Source organism: Amycolatopsis sp. NPDC004079 (genome assembly GCF_040610415.1).
Taxonomy (GTDB): Bacteria; Actinomycetota; Actinomycetes; order Mycobacteriales; family Pseudonocardiaceae; genus Amycolatopsis; species Amycolatopsis halotolerans.
Genome location: NZ_JBEXMH010000013.1, coordinates 141,834 through 156,789 on the forward strand (window position 1 = coordinate 141,834; position 14,956 = coordinate 156,789).

The 14,956-nt window shown below is 67.2% G+C and carries 15 protein-coding genes; 8 read left to right on the forward strand and 7 right to left on the reverse strand.

The window, feature by feature from the left end; all coding sequences use genetic code 11:
* Window positions 1-45 precede the first annotated feature (45 nt).
* Window positions 46-1,074, reverse strand: coding sequence for a LacI family DNA-binding transcriptional regulator (locus ABZX37_RS16640; protein ID WP_354740368.1), 1,029 nt, complete (start codon window positions 1,072-1,074; stop codon window positions 46-48).
* Window positions 1,075-1,228: 154 nt separating this feature from the next.
* Between ABZX37_RS16640 and ABZX37_RS16645 the strand changes: the two genes are divergently transcribed.
* The 5 genes from ABZX37_RS16645 to ABZX37_RS16665 all read left to right on the forward strand — a co-directional run bounded on the left by ABZX37_RS16645 (window position 1,229) and on the right by ABZX37_RS16665 (window position 6,115).
* Window positions 1,229-2,527 (forward strand): extracellular solute-binding protein, encoded by a 1,299-nt coding sequence (locus ABZX37_RS16645; RefSeq protein WP_354740280.1) that lies wholly within the window; start codon window positions 1,229-1,231, stop codon window positions 2,525-2,527.
* A gap of 2 nt (window positions 2,528-2,529) precedes the next feature.
* Window positions 2,530-3,510 carry a sugar ABC transporter permease gene (locus ABZX37_RS16650; RefSeq protein WP_354740282.1) on the forward strand — a complete coding sequence of 327 codons (981 nt, stop codon included), beginning with the start codon at window positions 2,530-2,532 and terminating at the stop codon, window positions 3,508-3,510.
* Entirely contained in the window at window positions 3,507-4,361 is an 855-nt protein-coding gene (locus ABZX37_RS16655) for a carbohydrate ABC transporter permease (RefSeq protein ID WP_354740284.1), read from the forward strand. The genes ABZX37_RS16650 and ABZX37_RS16655 overlap by 4 nt, the downstream gene beginning before the upstream one ends.
* Window positions 4,362-4,363: 2 nt before the next feature.
* Window positions 4,364-5,746: a GH1 family beta-glucosidase gene (locus ABZX37_RS16660; RefSeq protein WP_354740286.1), complete on the forward strand. Its 1,383-nt coding sequence runs from the start codon at window positions 4,364-4,366 to the stop codon at window positions 5,744-5,746.
* 135 nt (window positions 5,747-5,881) lie between these two features.
* Window positions 5,882-6,115, forward strand: coding sequence for a hypothetical protein (locus ABZX37_RS16665; protein WP_354740288.1), 234 nt, complete (start codon window positions 5,882-5,884; stop codon window positions 6,113-6,115).
* A 115-nt stretch (window positions 6,116-6,230) separates the two neighbouring features.
* Here ABZX37_RS16665 and ABZX37_RS16670 read toward each other — a convergent pair whose 3' ends face one another.
* Together ABZX37_RS16670 and ABZX37_RS16675 are read right to left on the reverse strand one after the other, a co-directional pair.
* Window positions 6,231-6,458 (reverse strand): hypothetical protein, encoded by a 228-nt coding sequence (locus ABZX37_RS16670; RefSeq protein ID WP_354740290.1) that lies wholly within the window; start codon window positions 6,456-6,458, stop codon window positions 6,231-6,233.
* Between the two features lie 269 nt (window positions 6,459-6,727).
* On the reverse strand, window positions 6,728-7,576 hold the full coding sequence (locus tag ABZX37_RS16675; RefSeq protein WP_354740292.1) for an ion transporter: 849 nt from the start codon (window positions 7,574-7,576) through the stop codon (window positions 6,728-6,730).
* Between the two features lie 902 nt (window positions 7,577-8,478).
* Between ABZX37_RS16675 and ABZX37_RS16680 the strand changes: the two genes are divergently transcribed.
* Window positions 8,479-9,684: a glycosyl hydrolase family 8 gene (locus tag ABZX37_RS16680; RefSeq protein WP_354740294.1), complete on the forward strand. Its 1,206-nt coding sequence runs from the start codon at window positions 8,479-8,481 to the stop codon at window positions 9,682-9,684.
* A 21-nt stretch (window positions 9,685-9,705) separates the two neighbouring features.
* Here ABZX37_RS16680 and ABZX37_RS16685 read toward each other — a convergent pair whose 3' ends face one another.
* From ABZX37_RS16685 to ABZX37_RS16700, 4 genes are all read right to left on the reverse strand, one after another.
* A complete protein-coding gene (locus ABZX37_RS16685) occupies window positions 9,706-10,242 on the reverse strand; it encodes a M15 family metallopeptidase (protein ID WP_354740296.1) in 537 nt (178 codons plus the stop codon).
* An 82-nt stretch (window positions 10,243-10,324) separates the two neighbouring features.
* Window positions 10,325-11,122, reverse strand: a complete 798-nt coding sequence (locus ABZX37_RS16690) for a family 1 encapsulin nanocompartment shell protein (RefSeq protein WP_354740298.1) — start codon at window positions 11,120-11,122, stop codon at window positions 10,325-10,327.
* A complete protein-coding gene (locus tag ABZX37_RS16695; protein ID WP_354740300.1) occupies window positions 11,119-12,150 on the reverse strand; it encodes a Dyp-type peroxidase in 1,032 nt (343 codons plus the stop codon). Before ABZX37_RS16695 ends, ABZX37_RS16690 begins: the two co-directional genes overlap by 4 nt.
* 95 nt (window positions 12,151-12,245) lie before the next feature.
* Window positions 12,246-12,860 carry a TetR/AcrR family transcriptional regulator gene (locus ABZX37_RS16700; protein WP_354740302.1) on the reverse strand — a complete coding sequence of 205 codons (615 nt, stop codon included), beginning with the start codon at window positions 12,858-12,860 and terminating at the stop codon, window positions 12,246-12,248.
* A 123-nt stretch (window positions 12,861-12,983) separates the two neighbouring features.
* On the opposite strand from ABZX37_RS16700, the gene ABZX37_RS16705 reads away from it, so the two are divergent.
* Together ABZX37_RS16705 and ABZX37_RS16710 are read left to right on the forward strand one after the other, a co-directional pair.
* On the forward strand, window positions 12,984-13,787 hold the full coding sequence (locus ABZX37_RS16705) for an SDR family NAD(P)-dependent oxidoreductase (protein WP_354740304.1): 804 nt from the start codon (window positions 12,984-12,986) through the stop codon (window positions 13,785-13,787).
* Window positions 13,788-13,827: 40 nt separating this feature from the next.
* Entirely contained in the window at window positions 13,828-14,949 is a 1,122-nt protein-coding gene (locus tag ABZX37_RS16710; RefSeq protein WP_354740306.1) for a DUF5938 domain-containing protein, read from the forward strand.
* Window positions 14,950-14,956 lie beyond the last annotated feature (7 nt).

Sequence of the window (14,956 nt, forward strand, 5' to 3'; positions counted from 1 at the left end):
GCTGGGAGGGGTCCCGGAAAAGCCGGGCCAGCCGGAATTGCCCGGTTAGCTGGACTCGCGGACCACCAGCGACACCGGCAGGATCTGCGCGCCCGGCGCGACGTCCTCGCCGTCCAGCAGCCGCATCAGCGTCGAGACCATCGCGTGGACCTGCTCACGCGGGTCCTGATGCACCGAGGTCAACGGCGGTGTCATGGCCGGGGCCAGCGCGGCGTTGTCGTCGAAGCTGACCACCGCGACGTCGCCGGGCACGTCGCGGCCGGCGTCCGACAGCGTGCGCAGCGCGCCCACCGCCATCATGTCGCTGCCGACGAACACCGCGTCGAGACCAGGCACCCGCGCCAGCAGCGCGGCCATCGCTTTCGCGCCGCCGGCCAGGGTGAAGTCGGCCTCCTCGGACAGCCCGGCGGGGTCGATCCCGGCGTCCACGAGCGTCTTGCGCCAGCCGGCGAGCCGGTCGATCGGCGCGCCCTGGTCCTGTGGGCCCGCGATGGTCGCGATCCGGCGGCGGCCGGATTCCACCAGGTGCGTCACCGCCCGCCGGGCGCCGCCCTCGTTGTCGAAATCCACCAGGTGCACACCCCGGCGCAGATCGGCGGCCTGCCCGCCGAACACCGTGGGCAGCTTCAGCAACCGCAACGCCCGGGGCAGCGGATCGGCGCGGTGCGGGGCGAAGACGAGGACACCGTCGACGTGCCCGCCCTCGAGAAACCGCACGGTACGGCCAAGATCCTCGCGGGTGTCGCTGAAGAGCAACACCATCTGGCAGCCGACGTCCGCCAGTTCCCGGTAGCCCGCGCGCATCACCGCGGTCCGGTACGGGTCGTCGAGCAGCCGGGCTTCCGGCTCCGACAGCACCACCGCGATCGCGCCGGTCCGCCGGGTGACGAGCGAGCGCGCGGCCTGATTCGGCGAATACCCGAGGTCCCGTGCCGCGGCCAGCACCTTCTCGCGCGAGCGCGCGCTGACGTACGCGTCGTCGTTCAACGCGCGCGACGCGGTGGACCGCGAAACCCCGGCGAACGCCGCGACGTCCTCCAGCGTCGGCCGCTCGTCCTCGGACCGAGGCACCACTTCGCCCACCCCCTGACTGTCGGTCGGGCCAGCTTAACGGCGTCCGGCCGGGAGCGCTCCCGGATACTCCGGCCTTGACATCCCTCGTTACCTGCAACACACTCGGTCGGCATCTGGGAGCGCTCCCAGAATGACTTCCAAGGGGTTGACGACGGTGACAACGTTCCGGAAGGGCCTGGTGCTGGCACTGGGCATCACGATGACCGCGGTGGGCGCCGCGGCGTGCGGCGGAGGCGACGGCGACGTGCCCGCGGCGGCCGGGCCGAACGAGCACGTGGAGCTGACGCTCGCGACGTTCACGGAATTCGGCTACGAGGCGCTCATCCCGGAGTACGAGCGGCTGCACCCGAACATCAAGATCACCCACCGCAAAACCGGTCAGGGCGGCCCGTACGCCCAGGACATGATGACGAAGCTCGCCGCCGGCTCCGGGCTCGCCGACGTGCAGGCCGTCGAGGAAGGCCACCTGTCGGACATCCTCAGCAAGTCCTCGAAGTTCAACGACCTGAGCAAGATCGGGCCCTCGGAGGTTTCGCCGGACCGCTGGCTTTCGTGGAAATACGAGGCGGGCAAAGACAAAAACGGCAAGCTGATCGGCTACGGCACGGACATCGGCCCGCTCGCCATGTGCTACCGCAAGGACCTGCTCGCCGCGGCCGGGCTGCCCAGCGACCCGGAGGCGGTGAAACCGCTGTTCGCCACCTGGGACAGCTATTTCGCGGCCGGTGCCCAGTACACCGCCAAGACCGGCAAGGCGTGGTTCGATTCCGCGGCACAGAACTTCAACTCCATGGTCAACCAGCTGCCGGTCGGCTACCTCGACACTAGTGACAAGCTCACGCTGGACACCAACCAGGGCATCAAGGACGCCTGGGCGAAGGTGACTGACGCGGTCGCGAAAGGCGAATCGGCGAAGCTCACCGCGTTCAGCAACGAATGGAATTCCGGGTTCAAGCAGAGCGCGTTCGCCACTAAGGCCTGTCCGGCGTGGATGCTCGGCGTGATCAAGGAACAGGCCGGGCCGGACAACGCGGGCAAATGGGCCGTCACCGCAGCGTTTCCCGGAGGAGGCGGCAACTGGGGCGGTTCGTACCTGACGGTGCCGACGCAGAGCAAGCATCCGCGCGAGGCCGCTGAGCTGGCTGCCTGGCTCACTGCGCCGGAGCAGCAGATCAAGGCGTTCGAGGCCAAGGGCAACTTCCCGAGCCAGGCGAAGGCGTTGGAAAGCCCGCAGCTGCTGAACGCGACCGACGCGTACTTCGGCGGCGCGAAGATCGGCGAATTGTTTGCCGAGCAGGCGAAGAAGGTGGCGAAACCGCAGTACAAGGGCCCGAACGACGGTCAGATCCAGGAAAACGTGGCCAGCCCGGCGTTGCAGTCGGTGGAACAGGGCGCTTCTGCCGCGGACGGCTGGCAGCGGCTGGTCGACGGCGCGAAGAAACTCGCCCGCTGACGATGACTGTCACCGACAAGACCGCTCCGGAAAGCCGGGCCACGACGCGGCCGCACCCCGCGCCGCGGCCCGGCCTCCGCGACCGGCTGGCTCGCTGGGATGTCAAAGTCTCGCCGTATCTCTACGTGGCGCCGTTCTTCATCGTGTTCGCCATCGTGGGCATGTTCCCGTTGCTGTACACCGCGTACGTGTCGCTGTTCTCCTGGAAAGCCGGCGACGACAACCCGGACTTCATCGGGCTGGACAACTTCAAGGAACTGTTCGCGGACACGCAGTTCTGGCACGCGCTGGAAAACACGGTCAGCATATTTCTGCTGTCCAGCGTGCCGCAACTGATCATCGCGGTGCTGCTTGCCGCCGTGCTCACGCTGCGGCTGCGTGGCGCGACCAGTTGGCGCGTCGGGATTCTGCTGCCTTATGCGGCGAGCCTAGTGGCGCTCGGGATCATCTTCGCGAACCTGTTCGGCCCGCGATACGGACTCGTCAACGGAGTGCTCCAGACGCTCGGACTGTCCCCTGTGGACTGGCAGGCCAACCGGTTCGCCAGCCACGTCGCCATCGCGATCATGGTGAACTGGCGGTGGACCGGGTACAACGCGCTGATCGTTCTCGCTGCCATGCAAGCCATTCCGAAGGAATTGCACGAGGCCGCGCTGATCGACGGCGCGGGCACCGTGCGCCGCTTCACCCACGTGACGTTGCCGCTGCTCAAACCCACGCTCATCTTCGTCACTATCACCTCGACGATCGGCGGGCTGCAGATCTTCACCGAGCCCAAGCTTTTCGACGCGATGCCCGGATCGAACAACGGCGGTTCCACCCACCAGTTCCAGACCGTGACGCTGTATCTGTACCAGACCGCTTTCGAGAATTTCAATCTCGGCTACGCCTCCGCGATCGCATGGGTGCTCTTCCTGATCATCGTCGTGATCGCGCTGATCAACTACTTCGTCACCGGTCGGCTCGCGGGGAGGCGCGGATGAGCGTCCAATTGGGCCTGAGGGCGCGCGCGGCCCGGCTCGGCAAGCCGCGCAAAGCAACCTACGGCGTGCTGATCGTGTTCGTGCTCGGCTCGCTGTTCCCGTTCTACTGGTCGTTTCTCGTCGCCAGCCGCGACAACGGAATGCTCACCGAACGAATCCCGCCCCTGCTGCCAGGCGGCAACTTCTTCGCCAACGCGGCACGGGTTTTTGACACCGTGCCGTTCTGGCGGGCACTCGGCAACAGCATCATCGTGTCCGGAACAGTCACGCTCACCACAGTGCTCTTCTCGTCGCTGGCCGGGTTCGCCTTCGCCAAACTGCGCTTCCGCGGCCGCAACGGCTTGTTCGTTTTCATCGTCGTGACACTCGCGGTGCCGACCCAGCTCGGCATCATCCCGTTGTTCATCGCGATGTCGAAACTCGGCTGGGCGGGCGGGCTGCAGTCGGTGATCGTGCCGAATCTGGTCACCGCGTTCGGCGTGTTCTGGATGCGTCAGTACACAGTGGACGCATTGCCGTACGAGCTCATCGAAGCCGCCCGCATGGACGGGTGCAGCATGATCCGGATCTTCTGGAACGTGTGCCTGCCCGCCGTCCGTCCGGCGGCAGCGATCCTCGCCATGTTCACGTTCATGACGTCCTGGAACGATTTCCTGTGGCCGCTGGTGGTGCTCGACGCGGGCAATCCGACCGTCCAGGTGGCGTTGGAAAAGCTGCAGAGCGGCTACTACGTCGACTATTCGCTGGTGCTCGCGGGCACCACGCTGGCCACGATTCCGATCCTCATCGTCTTCCTCCTGCTCGGCCGCCAGATCGTGGCCGGGATCATGCAAGGCGCCGTGAAAGGGTGACCATGTCCGCACAGCCGATCCCCGACGTGTTCGCGTTCCCGGACGCGTTCGTCTGGGGCGCCGCCACGGCGGCCTTCCAGGTCGAGGGTTCGACCACAGTGGACGGACGCGAGGCGTCTGTCTGGGACACGTTCGCCGCGCGGCCGGGCGCGGTGACAGGCGGCGACACCGGCGACCCGGCCGCCGACCACTACCGCCGTTACGCCGGCGATGTCGCGCTGATGCGCTCGCTCGGGCTCACCGCGTACCGGTTTTCCCTTTCCTGGCCGCGAATCCGGCCGCACGGCAAGCCGGAGCCGCGCGGGCTGGGGTTCTACGACCGGCTCGTGGACCAGTTGCTGGCGGCGGGCATCCAGCCGTGGGCGACGCTGTATCACTGGGATCTTCCGCAGTCGCTGGAGGATCGCGGCGGCTGGACCGCGCGCGACACGGCCTACCGGTTCGCCGAGTACGCCGAGACCGTCGCGGCCCGGCTCGGCGATCGCGTGGCGAGTTGGTCGACGCTGAACGAACCGTGGTGCGCGGCGATGCTCGGCTACGGTTCGGGCGTCCACGCGCCCGGCCGGACGTCACCGGAGGGTGCGGTAGCCGCGGCGCATCACCTGCTGCTGGGGCACGGGCTGGCGATGGACGTGCTCCGGCAGCACACCAGCTCACCGTCCGGGATCACGCTGAATCTGTACCCAGTCGTCGCGGACTCGGACGACGCCAACGACACCGACGCCGTCCGCCGGATCGACGGGCTGCAGAACCGGTTGTTCCTCGACCCGCTGCTGCGCGGCGGCTATCCCGCCGACCTGCGCGAGGACCTGGCGCGGTTCGGCTTCGACGCTGTGGTGCGCGACGGCGACGAGGCGGTGGTCGGCAAGCCGATCGATTGGCTGGGCGTCAACTACTACCGCGGCTACCGGGTGGCCGGTTCGGCGCGGGCGGGAAGCACCCCGGCGGGCCGGGAATGGCCGGGAGCCGGGCAGGTGCACTTCGTCCCGGACCTGGCCGCGCCGCGCACGCATTCCGGCTGGGAAGTGCAACCCGCCGGGCTGACCGAATCGCTGCTGCAGGTGCATCGGGATTACCCGCCGGTACCCTTGTATGTCACCGAAAACGGCGCGGCGTATCCGGACGTGCTCCGCGACGGCGAGATCTCCGACGACGATCGTGTCGCCTTTCTCGACGCGCATCTGCGGGCCGCGCACGACGCGCTGGCCCACGGAGTGGATCTGCGCGGGTATTTCTACTGGTCGCTGCTCGACAATTTCGAATGGGCCGAGGGATACGCGAAACGCTTCGGCCTGGTGCACGTCGACTATCGCACCCAGCGGCGCACGCCGAAGCGCAGCGCGCGGTGGTATGCGGAGGTGATCGCGCGCAACGCGCTGAGGTGACCTACTCCCGGGTTTACTCGCGCCGCCAGGAAAGACTTTCTCCTCGGTTTTCGCGTCACGGCGCCCGGACGCCGCCGTCGGACCAGTGCCGGGGCCGCCTCGAACGGCCCCGCGAGCGGAGACTGGGAGTGTCCGATGACGGTGCGGAGCCGGGTGGCCGACGAGGTCACCACGTGGCTGACCGGGGAATTCGCGGGCCGGGTGCCCGCAGAGGCGGTCGAGGTGGTGGTGCGCGCGGCCGGGCGCGACCTCGACGGCAGAGTCGTCCCGGACGACCGCGGCGACCTGCTCTATCGGGTGGCGCGGGCCCGGCTGGTGCGGATGCTCTCCGCGCCTGAGAAGCCGCGCATCCCGCGGTCGCGCCGGTAAGCGCTCAGCATTCAGCCCCCGGACACGTGTTGTCCGGGGGCCAGAACTGCGTCTTGCCCGGTGGCCCGAAGTAACCGAGCGCGCGCCGACCGTGTTCAGCGCGGCCGGGGAGCGATTACGGGCCCGGCAGCACCCGGCTGCTCAACGGCGCGTGCGAGCGCTCCGGCGGCCACCAGACCTGCGCGGGCGGCGGGGGAACGTCATCGTCCGGAAGTTCGAGTGCGTCCGCGCCGCTCTGCCAGCGGTTCCAGTGCACGGAGCACAGCCCGCGCCACAAGGAATCCTCCGCACAGTCCCGCCGACGGCACTTTCGTACCTGCTGCCCGCTATCAATCACGTCCACGACTCCAAACCAGCGCTCAACCTCCCCGCCGGCTCCAGTCTGCCCCGGCACCGGCGGGAACGCCTCGTACTCGAGCCAACACAACCCTTGTGCAGCAACGGAACGAGAGATCTCACCCTACTCCAGGCACCTGTGCGCGCACCGCGCGACCACAGTGCACTCTTTCAGCGGTTGACGGTTCACCGCTTGTCCTTTGCGGGCGAATACTTTGTGCCGCAACGGAGAGTCAGCGCGCGACGGCGCACGGTAGGTGTGTCCACAATGGATGATCAACGGGCGGGGTGGTTGGCGTCGTATTCGTGCGCGGCGGTGCGCTGGGTACGAGTGCGCAGGAGGTGTTCGTCCGGGGAGTCGTCCACATCGGCCAGTCCCAGCGCGACGGCGCGGCGGATTTGTTCGCGGTTGTCGCGGACCACGGAGGAGAAGAAGTCGTCGATTCTCGGGTCCAGGAGGACTTCCAGGAGGACTCGGAAGGACGTGTCCACGGTGGCCCGGACGATTTCGTCGTGGAAGGGGAGCCTGCGCAGTTTGCCCAGTTGGGGGTCCTCGGAGATCTTTTCGGTGATGATGGCGCGCAGTTCGGTCTTGTTTTCGCTGAGGGATTTGGCGAGGTTTTCGGGGTAGTTGCCGGTTTCCAGAACCTTGACCACTTCGTCCAGGACGGCGATGGTCACTGGCTTTTTGATGGCGCGGACGATGGGTTCGGAGAGTTTGTCCACCAGGCGGTAGGTGAACTGTTCGCCCACGGCTCGGTCTGCTGCCCGACCGAGGCGGATGATCAGGAGGATTACGCCGAGGACGTGGTGGTTTTGGGTGAAGGCCGGGTGGGCGACGGGGATCATCGCGAAGATCTCGTACCAGGTTCGGGCCAGGAAGGCCGCTCGCCAGCCCTGTTTGCGCCAGCGGTGGAGGAGTTCCAGGAAGAAGATGGCGCAGATAGTGCAGTCCGCGATGAAGAACCAGTGGCTGACGTCCGGCGGGGGCGGGCTGATGAGGAGCCAGGCCAGCATTCCCGTGGAGACTACGGCTAGGGCGAGCATGATCCAGTCGTCTGCCCGGACATTGCCGGGAAGGATGCCGCTGTTGAGTTCGGCTTGGGCCGAACGGCCGGTGGTCATGCTGGCTCCCCTGTTCCCTGGTTGTTGCCGGGGGTGATGATCCCATGCTTGCGTCGGTGGAGCTGGGAATCTTGTGGGGGCGTTTCGGACTGCTCGTGCTTCGCACATCGCCGTTCCTGGCTTGGGGCACCCCGAAGCTTGATTGCGATGACGGTCTGGGGTGGCTGGTCAAGGCTGGAAAGATGCCTTGACAAGCCACCCCAGACCGCATTTTGGCTTCGTATCGGGGTGCGGGGGTGGTGTGGGTGCTTGGCGAGTTGAGTGCACTGGCTGCGGTTTCCCGGTGGGCGCGCGGCCTGGGCGCGCTGACCGGTTGGGCGTGCGAGCGCGGTTGAGCGAGCGGATCCGTGACTTGGGCGCGCTGGCTGGTTGGGGTTCGCGGCGGAGGTTAGCGGCCCAATGTGGCGTTGGGTGCGTCTGACGCACCGAACGCCACATTGGGTGCGTGCCGCGCACCGAACGCCACATTGGGTGCATCGCGGTGGCGGCGAGTCGGCAAGGCGATCCGTGAAGGACTCCTTGAGGGAATCTAATTCCTTCAAGGAGCCCTTCACGGACTTCCGGTGGTCGTGAGGGGAACCCTGAGGGACTCAGAGTCCGTGAGGGTTCCCCTCACGGAACCCAACTGGCCCGAAGCCCACGAGGGTTGTCCTCAGGAACACCAACCGGCCGAAGTCCGCGAAGGCCCCCACCCCCAGAACGCCAACCGGCCCGAAGCCTGCGAAGGGGCCCCACGGAACACCAACCAGACCGCGGAGGTCGTGAAGGTGGCTCACGGAAAGCTTCGGAACCGGTACACCTGAACCATCCGAGCCGGACATCTTGACACGATCACCCCACTGGCAGCAGGCTTTTCCCCAACGCCGCCTAGTTAGGAAAGTTTACTAACAAGGAGTCCCTCCATGCCCGCTTCCCGGAAGGTGGCGCTGTTCGCCGCCGCTTCCGTTTCGCTTACTGCCGCGTTGGCTGGTGCTGGGCCCGCCACCGCAGCTTCTGTGGCGCATCCGTTCCCCGCGCACGTCACCTACCAGACCGGTGTCCGGCCGTCGGTCAGTCAGTCCGAGCAGGACTCCGCGGTCAAGAAGCAGTACGACTCTTGGAAGAAAACTTACCTCCGCCAGGCTTGCGGCGGTTACCTCGTCTGGGCCACCGACGACGCGCCCAACAAGGGCACCGTTTCCGAGGCTCAGGGGTACGGGATGAACATCGTCCCGCTGATGGCCGGCTACGACGACCAGGCCAAGACGATTTTCGACGGGATGTGGAAGTTCGTCCAGGACCACCGGGACAGCAAGGGGCTGTTCCAGTGGGTGATCGACGGCAAGACCTGCAAGTACTCCGACGGCGGCACCCCCGACTCCGCCACCGACGGCGACCTCGACGTCGGGTACGGCCTGATTCTCGCGGACAGGCAGTGGGGCGGCTACAGCGCGGCCGCGAAGGATTGGCTGGCCAAGGTTTACCAGCACGACGTCGCCTCCGACGGGCATCTCAAGATCGCCGACGACGCGGGCAACGACGACACCCGGCCGTCGGACTTCATGCTCGACCACTTGCGCGCGTTCGCGAAGTACGACACCGCGCACGACTGGAACAAGGTCGTCACCAGGACTGAGCAACTGATCACCCAGTTCACCGCCAAGTACTCGCCGAACGCGAATCTGTTGTCCGACTTCGTGGTCGGCGCGAACACCAGCAGTCCGAAGCCCGCGCCGGCGGATCACCTGGAGAATCAGCCGGACAACATCGTCGGGTACAACTCGGTTCGCGTGCCTTGGCACATGGGCACTGACGCGCTGCTGTACGGCGGCAAGGTCGCGACCGACGTCGCCAAGAAGGAGTCGGCCAGCTACAAGAGCAAATCCGGCGGCAACCCGGCCAAGATCTATCCGCATACCAAATTGGACGGTACGCCGACCAAGACCAGCGACCAGTCCGAGGTAGCGGCGAATCCGGTGGGTGTCGCGGCGATGGTCGCCGGCGATCAGGCGTGGACCGATTCGCTGTGGAAGTACATGGCGGGCAACCCGTATGACGACACTTACTACGGCGAGACCATCAAATTGCTGGTCTACCTGGTGATGTCCGGCAACTACTGGGCTCCGTGACCCGGGCCGCCCGTACGGACGCTAACCGGCGGCGTCCGTACGGGTGGGCGGGCACTTCCCGCCCGGCGTGGTGAGCAGTTCGAAGTGCCACATCTCGTTTGAATACACCTGGCACAGGCCGTATTTCGCGCCGTGCTGGATGAGCCAGTCGTCGGCGCGGGTGGGGGCGACGTCGACGGCCTTGCCGGACACGTGCGTCGATTGTTCCGGCGTGTTCACGTACTTCCGCGCCTTTTCCAGGCTGCCGTACTTTTCGACGCCCGCGTCGAGCAGTTTCTGCTGGTACTCCTTGGTTCGCCAGCCGGACGCGATGTGAATGTCCACTTTGCGCTGACGCGCGTCGGTTGCCGCGTCCTGCAACGCTTTTCGCAACGCCGCGTCGAGATTCCCGACGGCCGGGTAGTTCGTGTCGAACGGCGTGAGCGTGACGCCCTCAGGGGCACCGCCTTGAGCCGGGTCGTGGTCCGGGTCGCCGTCGAGGACGGCGAGACCGGAGCAGCCGGCGGCGGCCACCACGGGCAGCACGAGCAGCACGTTCTTGATCTTGTTCTGCAGCACGCCGCAACTATCGCGAGCGGGTATCCCCGGAAGGTTCGGCGAATGTCCGCGCTGCGTAACAAGACCGCATGATCAGGTAACGTCAGGCGGTCAGCCCGATCCCCGCTTCGGCGGTGTTCACGAGGAACGTCAGCGTCTCGTAGAAGTACAGCTCCACAGTGGACGCGTCGTGGCTGGAGTACCCAATGGACAGATCCTGTCCGAAGTGGAGTTCGTAGTCGCCGCCGCGGGTCGACAGCACGCAGGCGCCGCTGATGGCGGGCGTGCGGATGAGGTCGCCGTCCACGATCTGCTTCAGGTGTTCCAGCACCGGATAACCGTGGTTGGCCGCCTCGTACGCGGCGGTGAACTCGTCGTCGCTGAGCAGGACGGTGTACGGACCGGCCACGCCCGCGTCGCGCAGTTCGGCGATCGCGTCGCCGATCGCCTTCGGGTAGCCAGGGGCCTCGGGCGGCAGCGCGATCGGCGAGAGCGACGACGCCGGGCGGATGCCGGTGATGCCCGCCTCGGCGAAACCGTCGAGCACGATCCGGTCCTCGGCGTACGCGATCTGCTGCGCGGCGTCCTTCACCGGCTGCCAGTCGGCGTCTTTCGCGCCCCACTCGACCGAATCGACTTCCTCGCGCGACACCGTGAACGGCACCCGCAATTCCACGATCCGTTGCGCAGTGCGCAGGCTCGTCGCGACGCCGTCGAACTTGCCGCCGACCCGTTCGCGGCGTCCGGTGCCGATCGCGGCGAGCGCCGGGTCCCCGGTGACGACGACGTCGACCACCCGGCGCGCGGCGGCGAACTCGGCGAACGTGCGCTTCGCCTCTTCCTCCAGGTCCGCCCACGCGGCGGCGGAGATCGGGGCGAGTTCGCGATGCAGGTTGTTCATGACCGAATGCTCCTTCGCAGGCTTCCGATGTTCAGCGACGTCCCGGCGGGTGTCGCGGCGGCCGGCGGTTCCGGCTCGGGCGGGGCGTCCGGCGGATCTTCGAGGAAGTCCGCTGTCGGCACGTAGAACAGCGCGCCGGTGTGCGGCGTGGAGAAATCGAGAATCCGGTCGTAGTTGCCCGGCGGCGACCCGACGAACATGTTCTCCAGCATTTTCTCGATCACCGCGGGAGATTTGGTGTAGCCGATGAAATACGTGCCGAACTCGTCGTGCCCGGGACGACCGAACGGCATGTTGTCGCGCAGGATGTCGAGCTCGTTGCCCTCGTCGTCGGTGATCACGTTGAGCGCGATGTGCGAGTCGCTGGGCTTTTCGTCGTCCGAAAGCTCCACATCGGACAGTTTGCGCCGTCCGATCACCAGCTCCTGCTGCTCAGTGCTGAGCGCGTTCCAGGCCGGCATGTCGTGCAGGTACTTCTGCACGACCACGTAGCTGCCCCGGTCGAACGGCTCGTCGTCGTCCACCAGCACTGCCTGCCGGACGCCGCCTCCGGTCGGATTCTCCGTGCCGTCGACGAAACCGAGCACGTCGCGCGCGTCGAAGTACCGGAAACCCTGCACCTCGTCGAGCACCTTCACCGAGCCGCGCAGCCGGTCCATGATCAGCGATTCCAGCTCGAAGCACAGGTCGAGCCGCTCCGCGCGGAGGTGGAACAGCAGGTCGGCCTCGGCGGTGAGCACGCTCGTGTGCTTCTCGCCGGAAAAGACCGGCAGCTCGTGCAGTTCCGCGGGTCGCGGACCGCCGTAGATCCGGTCCCATGCCGCGGACGAAATCCCGGCGACGCAGGTGAGCCCGGCACTGGCGTCGCGGAAGCCGACCGCGCGCTGCAGCCCGGCCAGGTCGGCGAGGAGGTCTTTCGCGGTCTGCTCGGCACCGGCGTCGACGCTGACCATCAGGAAGATCGCCGCCCTGGTCAACGGCGCGGAAACGGCCTGCGGTTCAGGCGGTTCAAGGTCCCCCGCTTGCACGCTCGCGCACCCCTTCTCGCCCGGTGACCGTCCGACCGCATCCTAACCACGGACGGGCGCGCGCACCGGGCATCACCACTCGGGCGGGGTAACCGTCAGACGAAGTGCGTGAGCAGAGCCGCGACGTCGGCTTCCAACCGGTCCGCCGCCTCGTCCTGGCCGGCGAGTTGCCGCAGGAGCGCCCGCTGGAACAAGCCGTCGAAGGCGGCGTACGCGACCTCCGGCGACACCTGAGCGGGCCGTTCGGCGAACTCGGCGTAGCGCCGGACGACGCGCCACACCATGTCCTGGCGCTGTTCGTCGATGTCGAGCACGTCGCCGCGGAACGACTCCTCGAACAGGCTCTGGTTGCGCAGGTCGTACCAGAGGCGATGCATCGCCGCGTCGGTCCGCAGCGTGCCGGCCATGGCCGCGCCGAAGCCGTGTTTCAGCTCCTCAGCCGAGCCCGCCGCTGCCACCACGTCGTCGTAGCGGGTCACGCAGACCTCTTCGAACTTGCGGACCGCGTAGGTGAGCAGCTCGACCTTGTCGGCGAAGTAGTAGTGCAGTACGCCGTGCGAGAAGTCTGATTTCTGGGCGATTTCGCGCAGGCTCGTGCGGGCATAGCCCAGCTCGGCCAGCGCCTGCAGCGCGGACTCGGCCAGCTGCTCCCGGCGCTGGGCGAACTTGTCCACGGCGCGGCGGGAGATGCGCTCCTTCGCCTGTGTCACACCCGGCAGTCTAGCGCGGCAGCGTTTCTTGACGAGTGTCCAATAAAATCTTGACGACTGTCCAAAATTAGCTACGGTGTGACCTACACCGCACCGGCGGCACGTCTCAAGGAGGAGATGTCGATGGGTTCTTACGACCTGACCGGGCGCACCGCGCTGGTCACAGGCGGCGCGCAGGGCCTCGGCCAGGGCATGGCCGAGGCGCTCGCGAAGGCAGGCGCGGCGGTGGTGATCGGCGACGTCCAGGAGGACCTCGGCCGTCAGACCGCCGACGCGATCAAGCAGAGCGGGGCCAGCAGCGGGTTCGTCCGACTGGACGTCACCGACGACGACAACTGGGCGCAGGCGGTCGAGGCGGTGGTCGGCGAGCACGGCGGGCTGGACATCGTCGTGAACAACGCGGGCGTGGAGATCACCGGTCTCGTCGCCGACCTCAACCCGGCCGACGTGCGGAAAATGCTCGAGGTCAACGTGCTCGGCACCTCGCTCGGCGTGAAGCACGCGTTCCGCGCCATGCGGCCCGGCGGCGTCGCCGGGAACGGCGGTGCGGTCGTGAACATCTCTTCGGTGGCCGCGACCATCGCGTTTCCCGGCATCGCGGGCTACTCGGCGACGAAATCGGCGGTCGACCGGCTCACCCGCGTCGCGGCGATGGAGGCCGGGAAGCTCGGCTACGGGGTGCGGGTGAACTGCGTGTACCCGGGCCTGGTCCCGACGCAGATGGGCAACCAGCTCGCGACCGACGTGGTCGACGTCGGACTGTTCCCGAGCGTCGAGGAGGCGATCGGCGCGGTCGTCGCGCAGACCCCGGCCGGACGGCTCGGCGAGGTCGCCGACATGGCCGACGCGGTGGTCTTCCTCGCCTCCGACGCCGCCCGCTTTATCACCGGCGCCGGCCTCCCGGTCGACGGCGGCATGGGCATGTGAACCCCTTCCAGCGCTCCGGCACTCCAAGAAAGGAAAACCAGTGACCAAGCCCGTCGTCGTTTACGGCGCGTCCGGCTACACCGGCCGCCTGATCTGCGAATACCTCCGCGAGTACAACGTGCCCTTCACCGCGGCCGGCCGGGACAAGGCCCGGGTCCAGGCGGCGCTCGACCACATTCCCGGCCTCGACACCGTGGACCACGAAGTCGTCGAGGTATCGCACGAAACCGGCCCGCTCACCGAGCTTTTCCGTGACGCATCGGTCGTGTGCAACACCGTCGGCCCGTTCAGCGAATACGGCCACGAAGTCGTCCAGGCCTGTCTCGAATCCGGAACGCACTACCTCGACACCACCGGCGAGCAGGACTGGCTCATCTCCGCCGAAGAGCGCTACGGCGCTGACATGGCCGCCAAGGGCCTGCTGCTCTCCCCTGGCATCGCGCAGATGTACACCACCGGCGAAATCGCGGCGAACCTCTGCCTGGAGACACCCGGTCTGGACACTTTGGACATCCTGGTGTTCTGGAAGGGTTACCCCACAGTCGCTTCCACGCAGACCATCCTGGTGAACGCCGCGCTGTCCGCCGCGTATTACCTGGAACAGAACGAATATGCGCCCTGGCCGGCGGACGGCGGGCTGCAGGACGTGGCCGTGCCGGGACATCACGAGATCGGGCTCGCGCTGCCGTGGGGCGGGACGTCGCATCCGGTGTGGTTCAAGAACGATCCGCGCGTGGCCAACGTGAAAGCGGTCGGCGGCGTGTTCGACCGGGCGCTGATGCAGGGCGTGCCGCAGATCGTCGCGGCCGTGCTGGAGCAGGTGAAAGACCTGCCGCTGGAAGAAAAACTCAAGGTGCTGCACGAGCAGGCGGCCGCGGTCCGGGACGAAATGCCACCGAGGGAGAACCAGCGGATCAACACGTCGCTGGACTCGGTGCACGCGTCCGGTCCGCTCGGCCGCGCGCACTGCGTGATCCACGGGACCTGCAACTACAAGCAGACCGGGCTGATGCAGGCGTACGCGGCGTATTCGCTGCTGCAGCAACCGCCGCGACGGGCCGGGTTCGCGTCGGCGTGCCAGGCGTTCGGGCACCGCGAACTGCTCGGCGTGCTGCGGTCGTTCGGGCTGGTCTCGAATCCGGTTCTGACGGTGCAGTCCTGAGACGGGG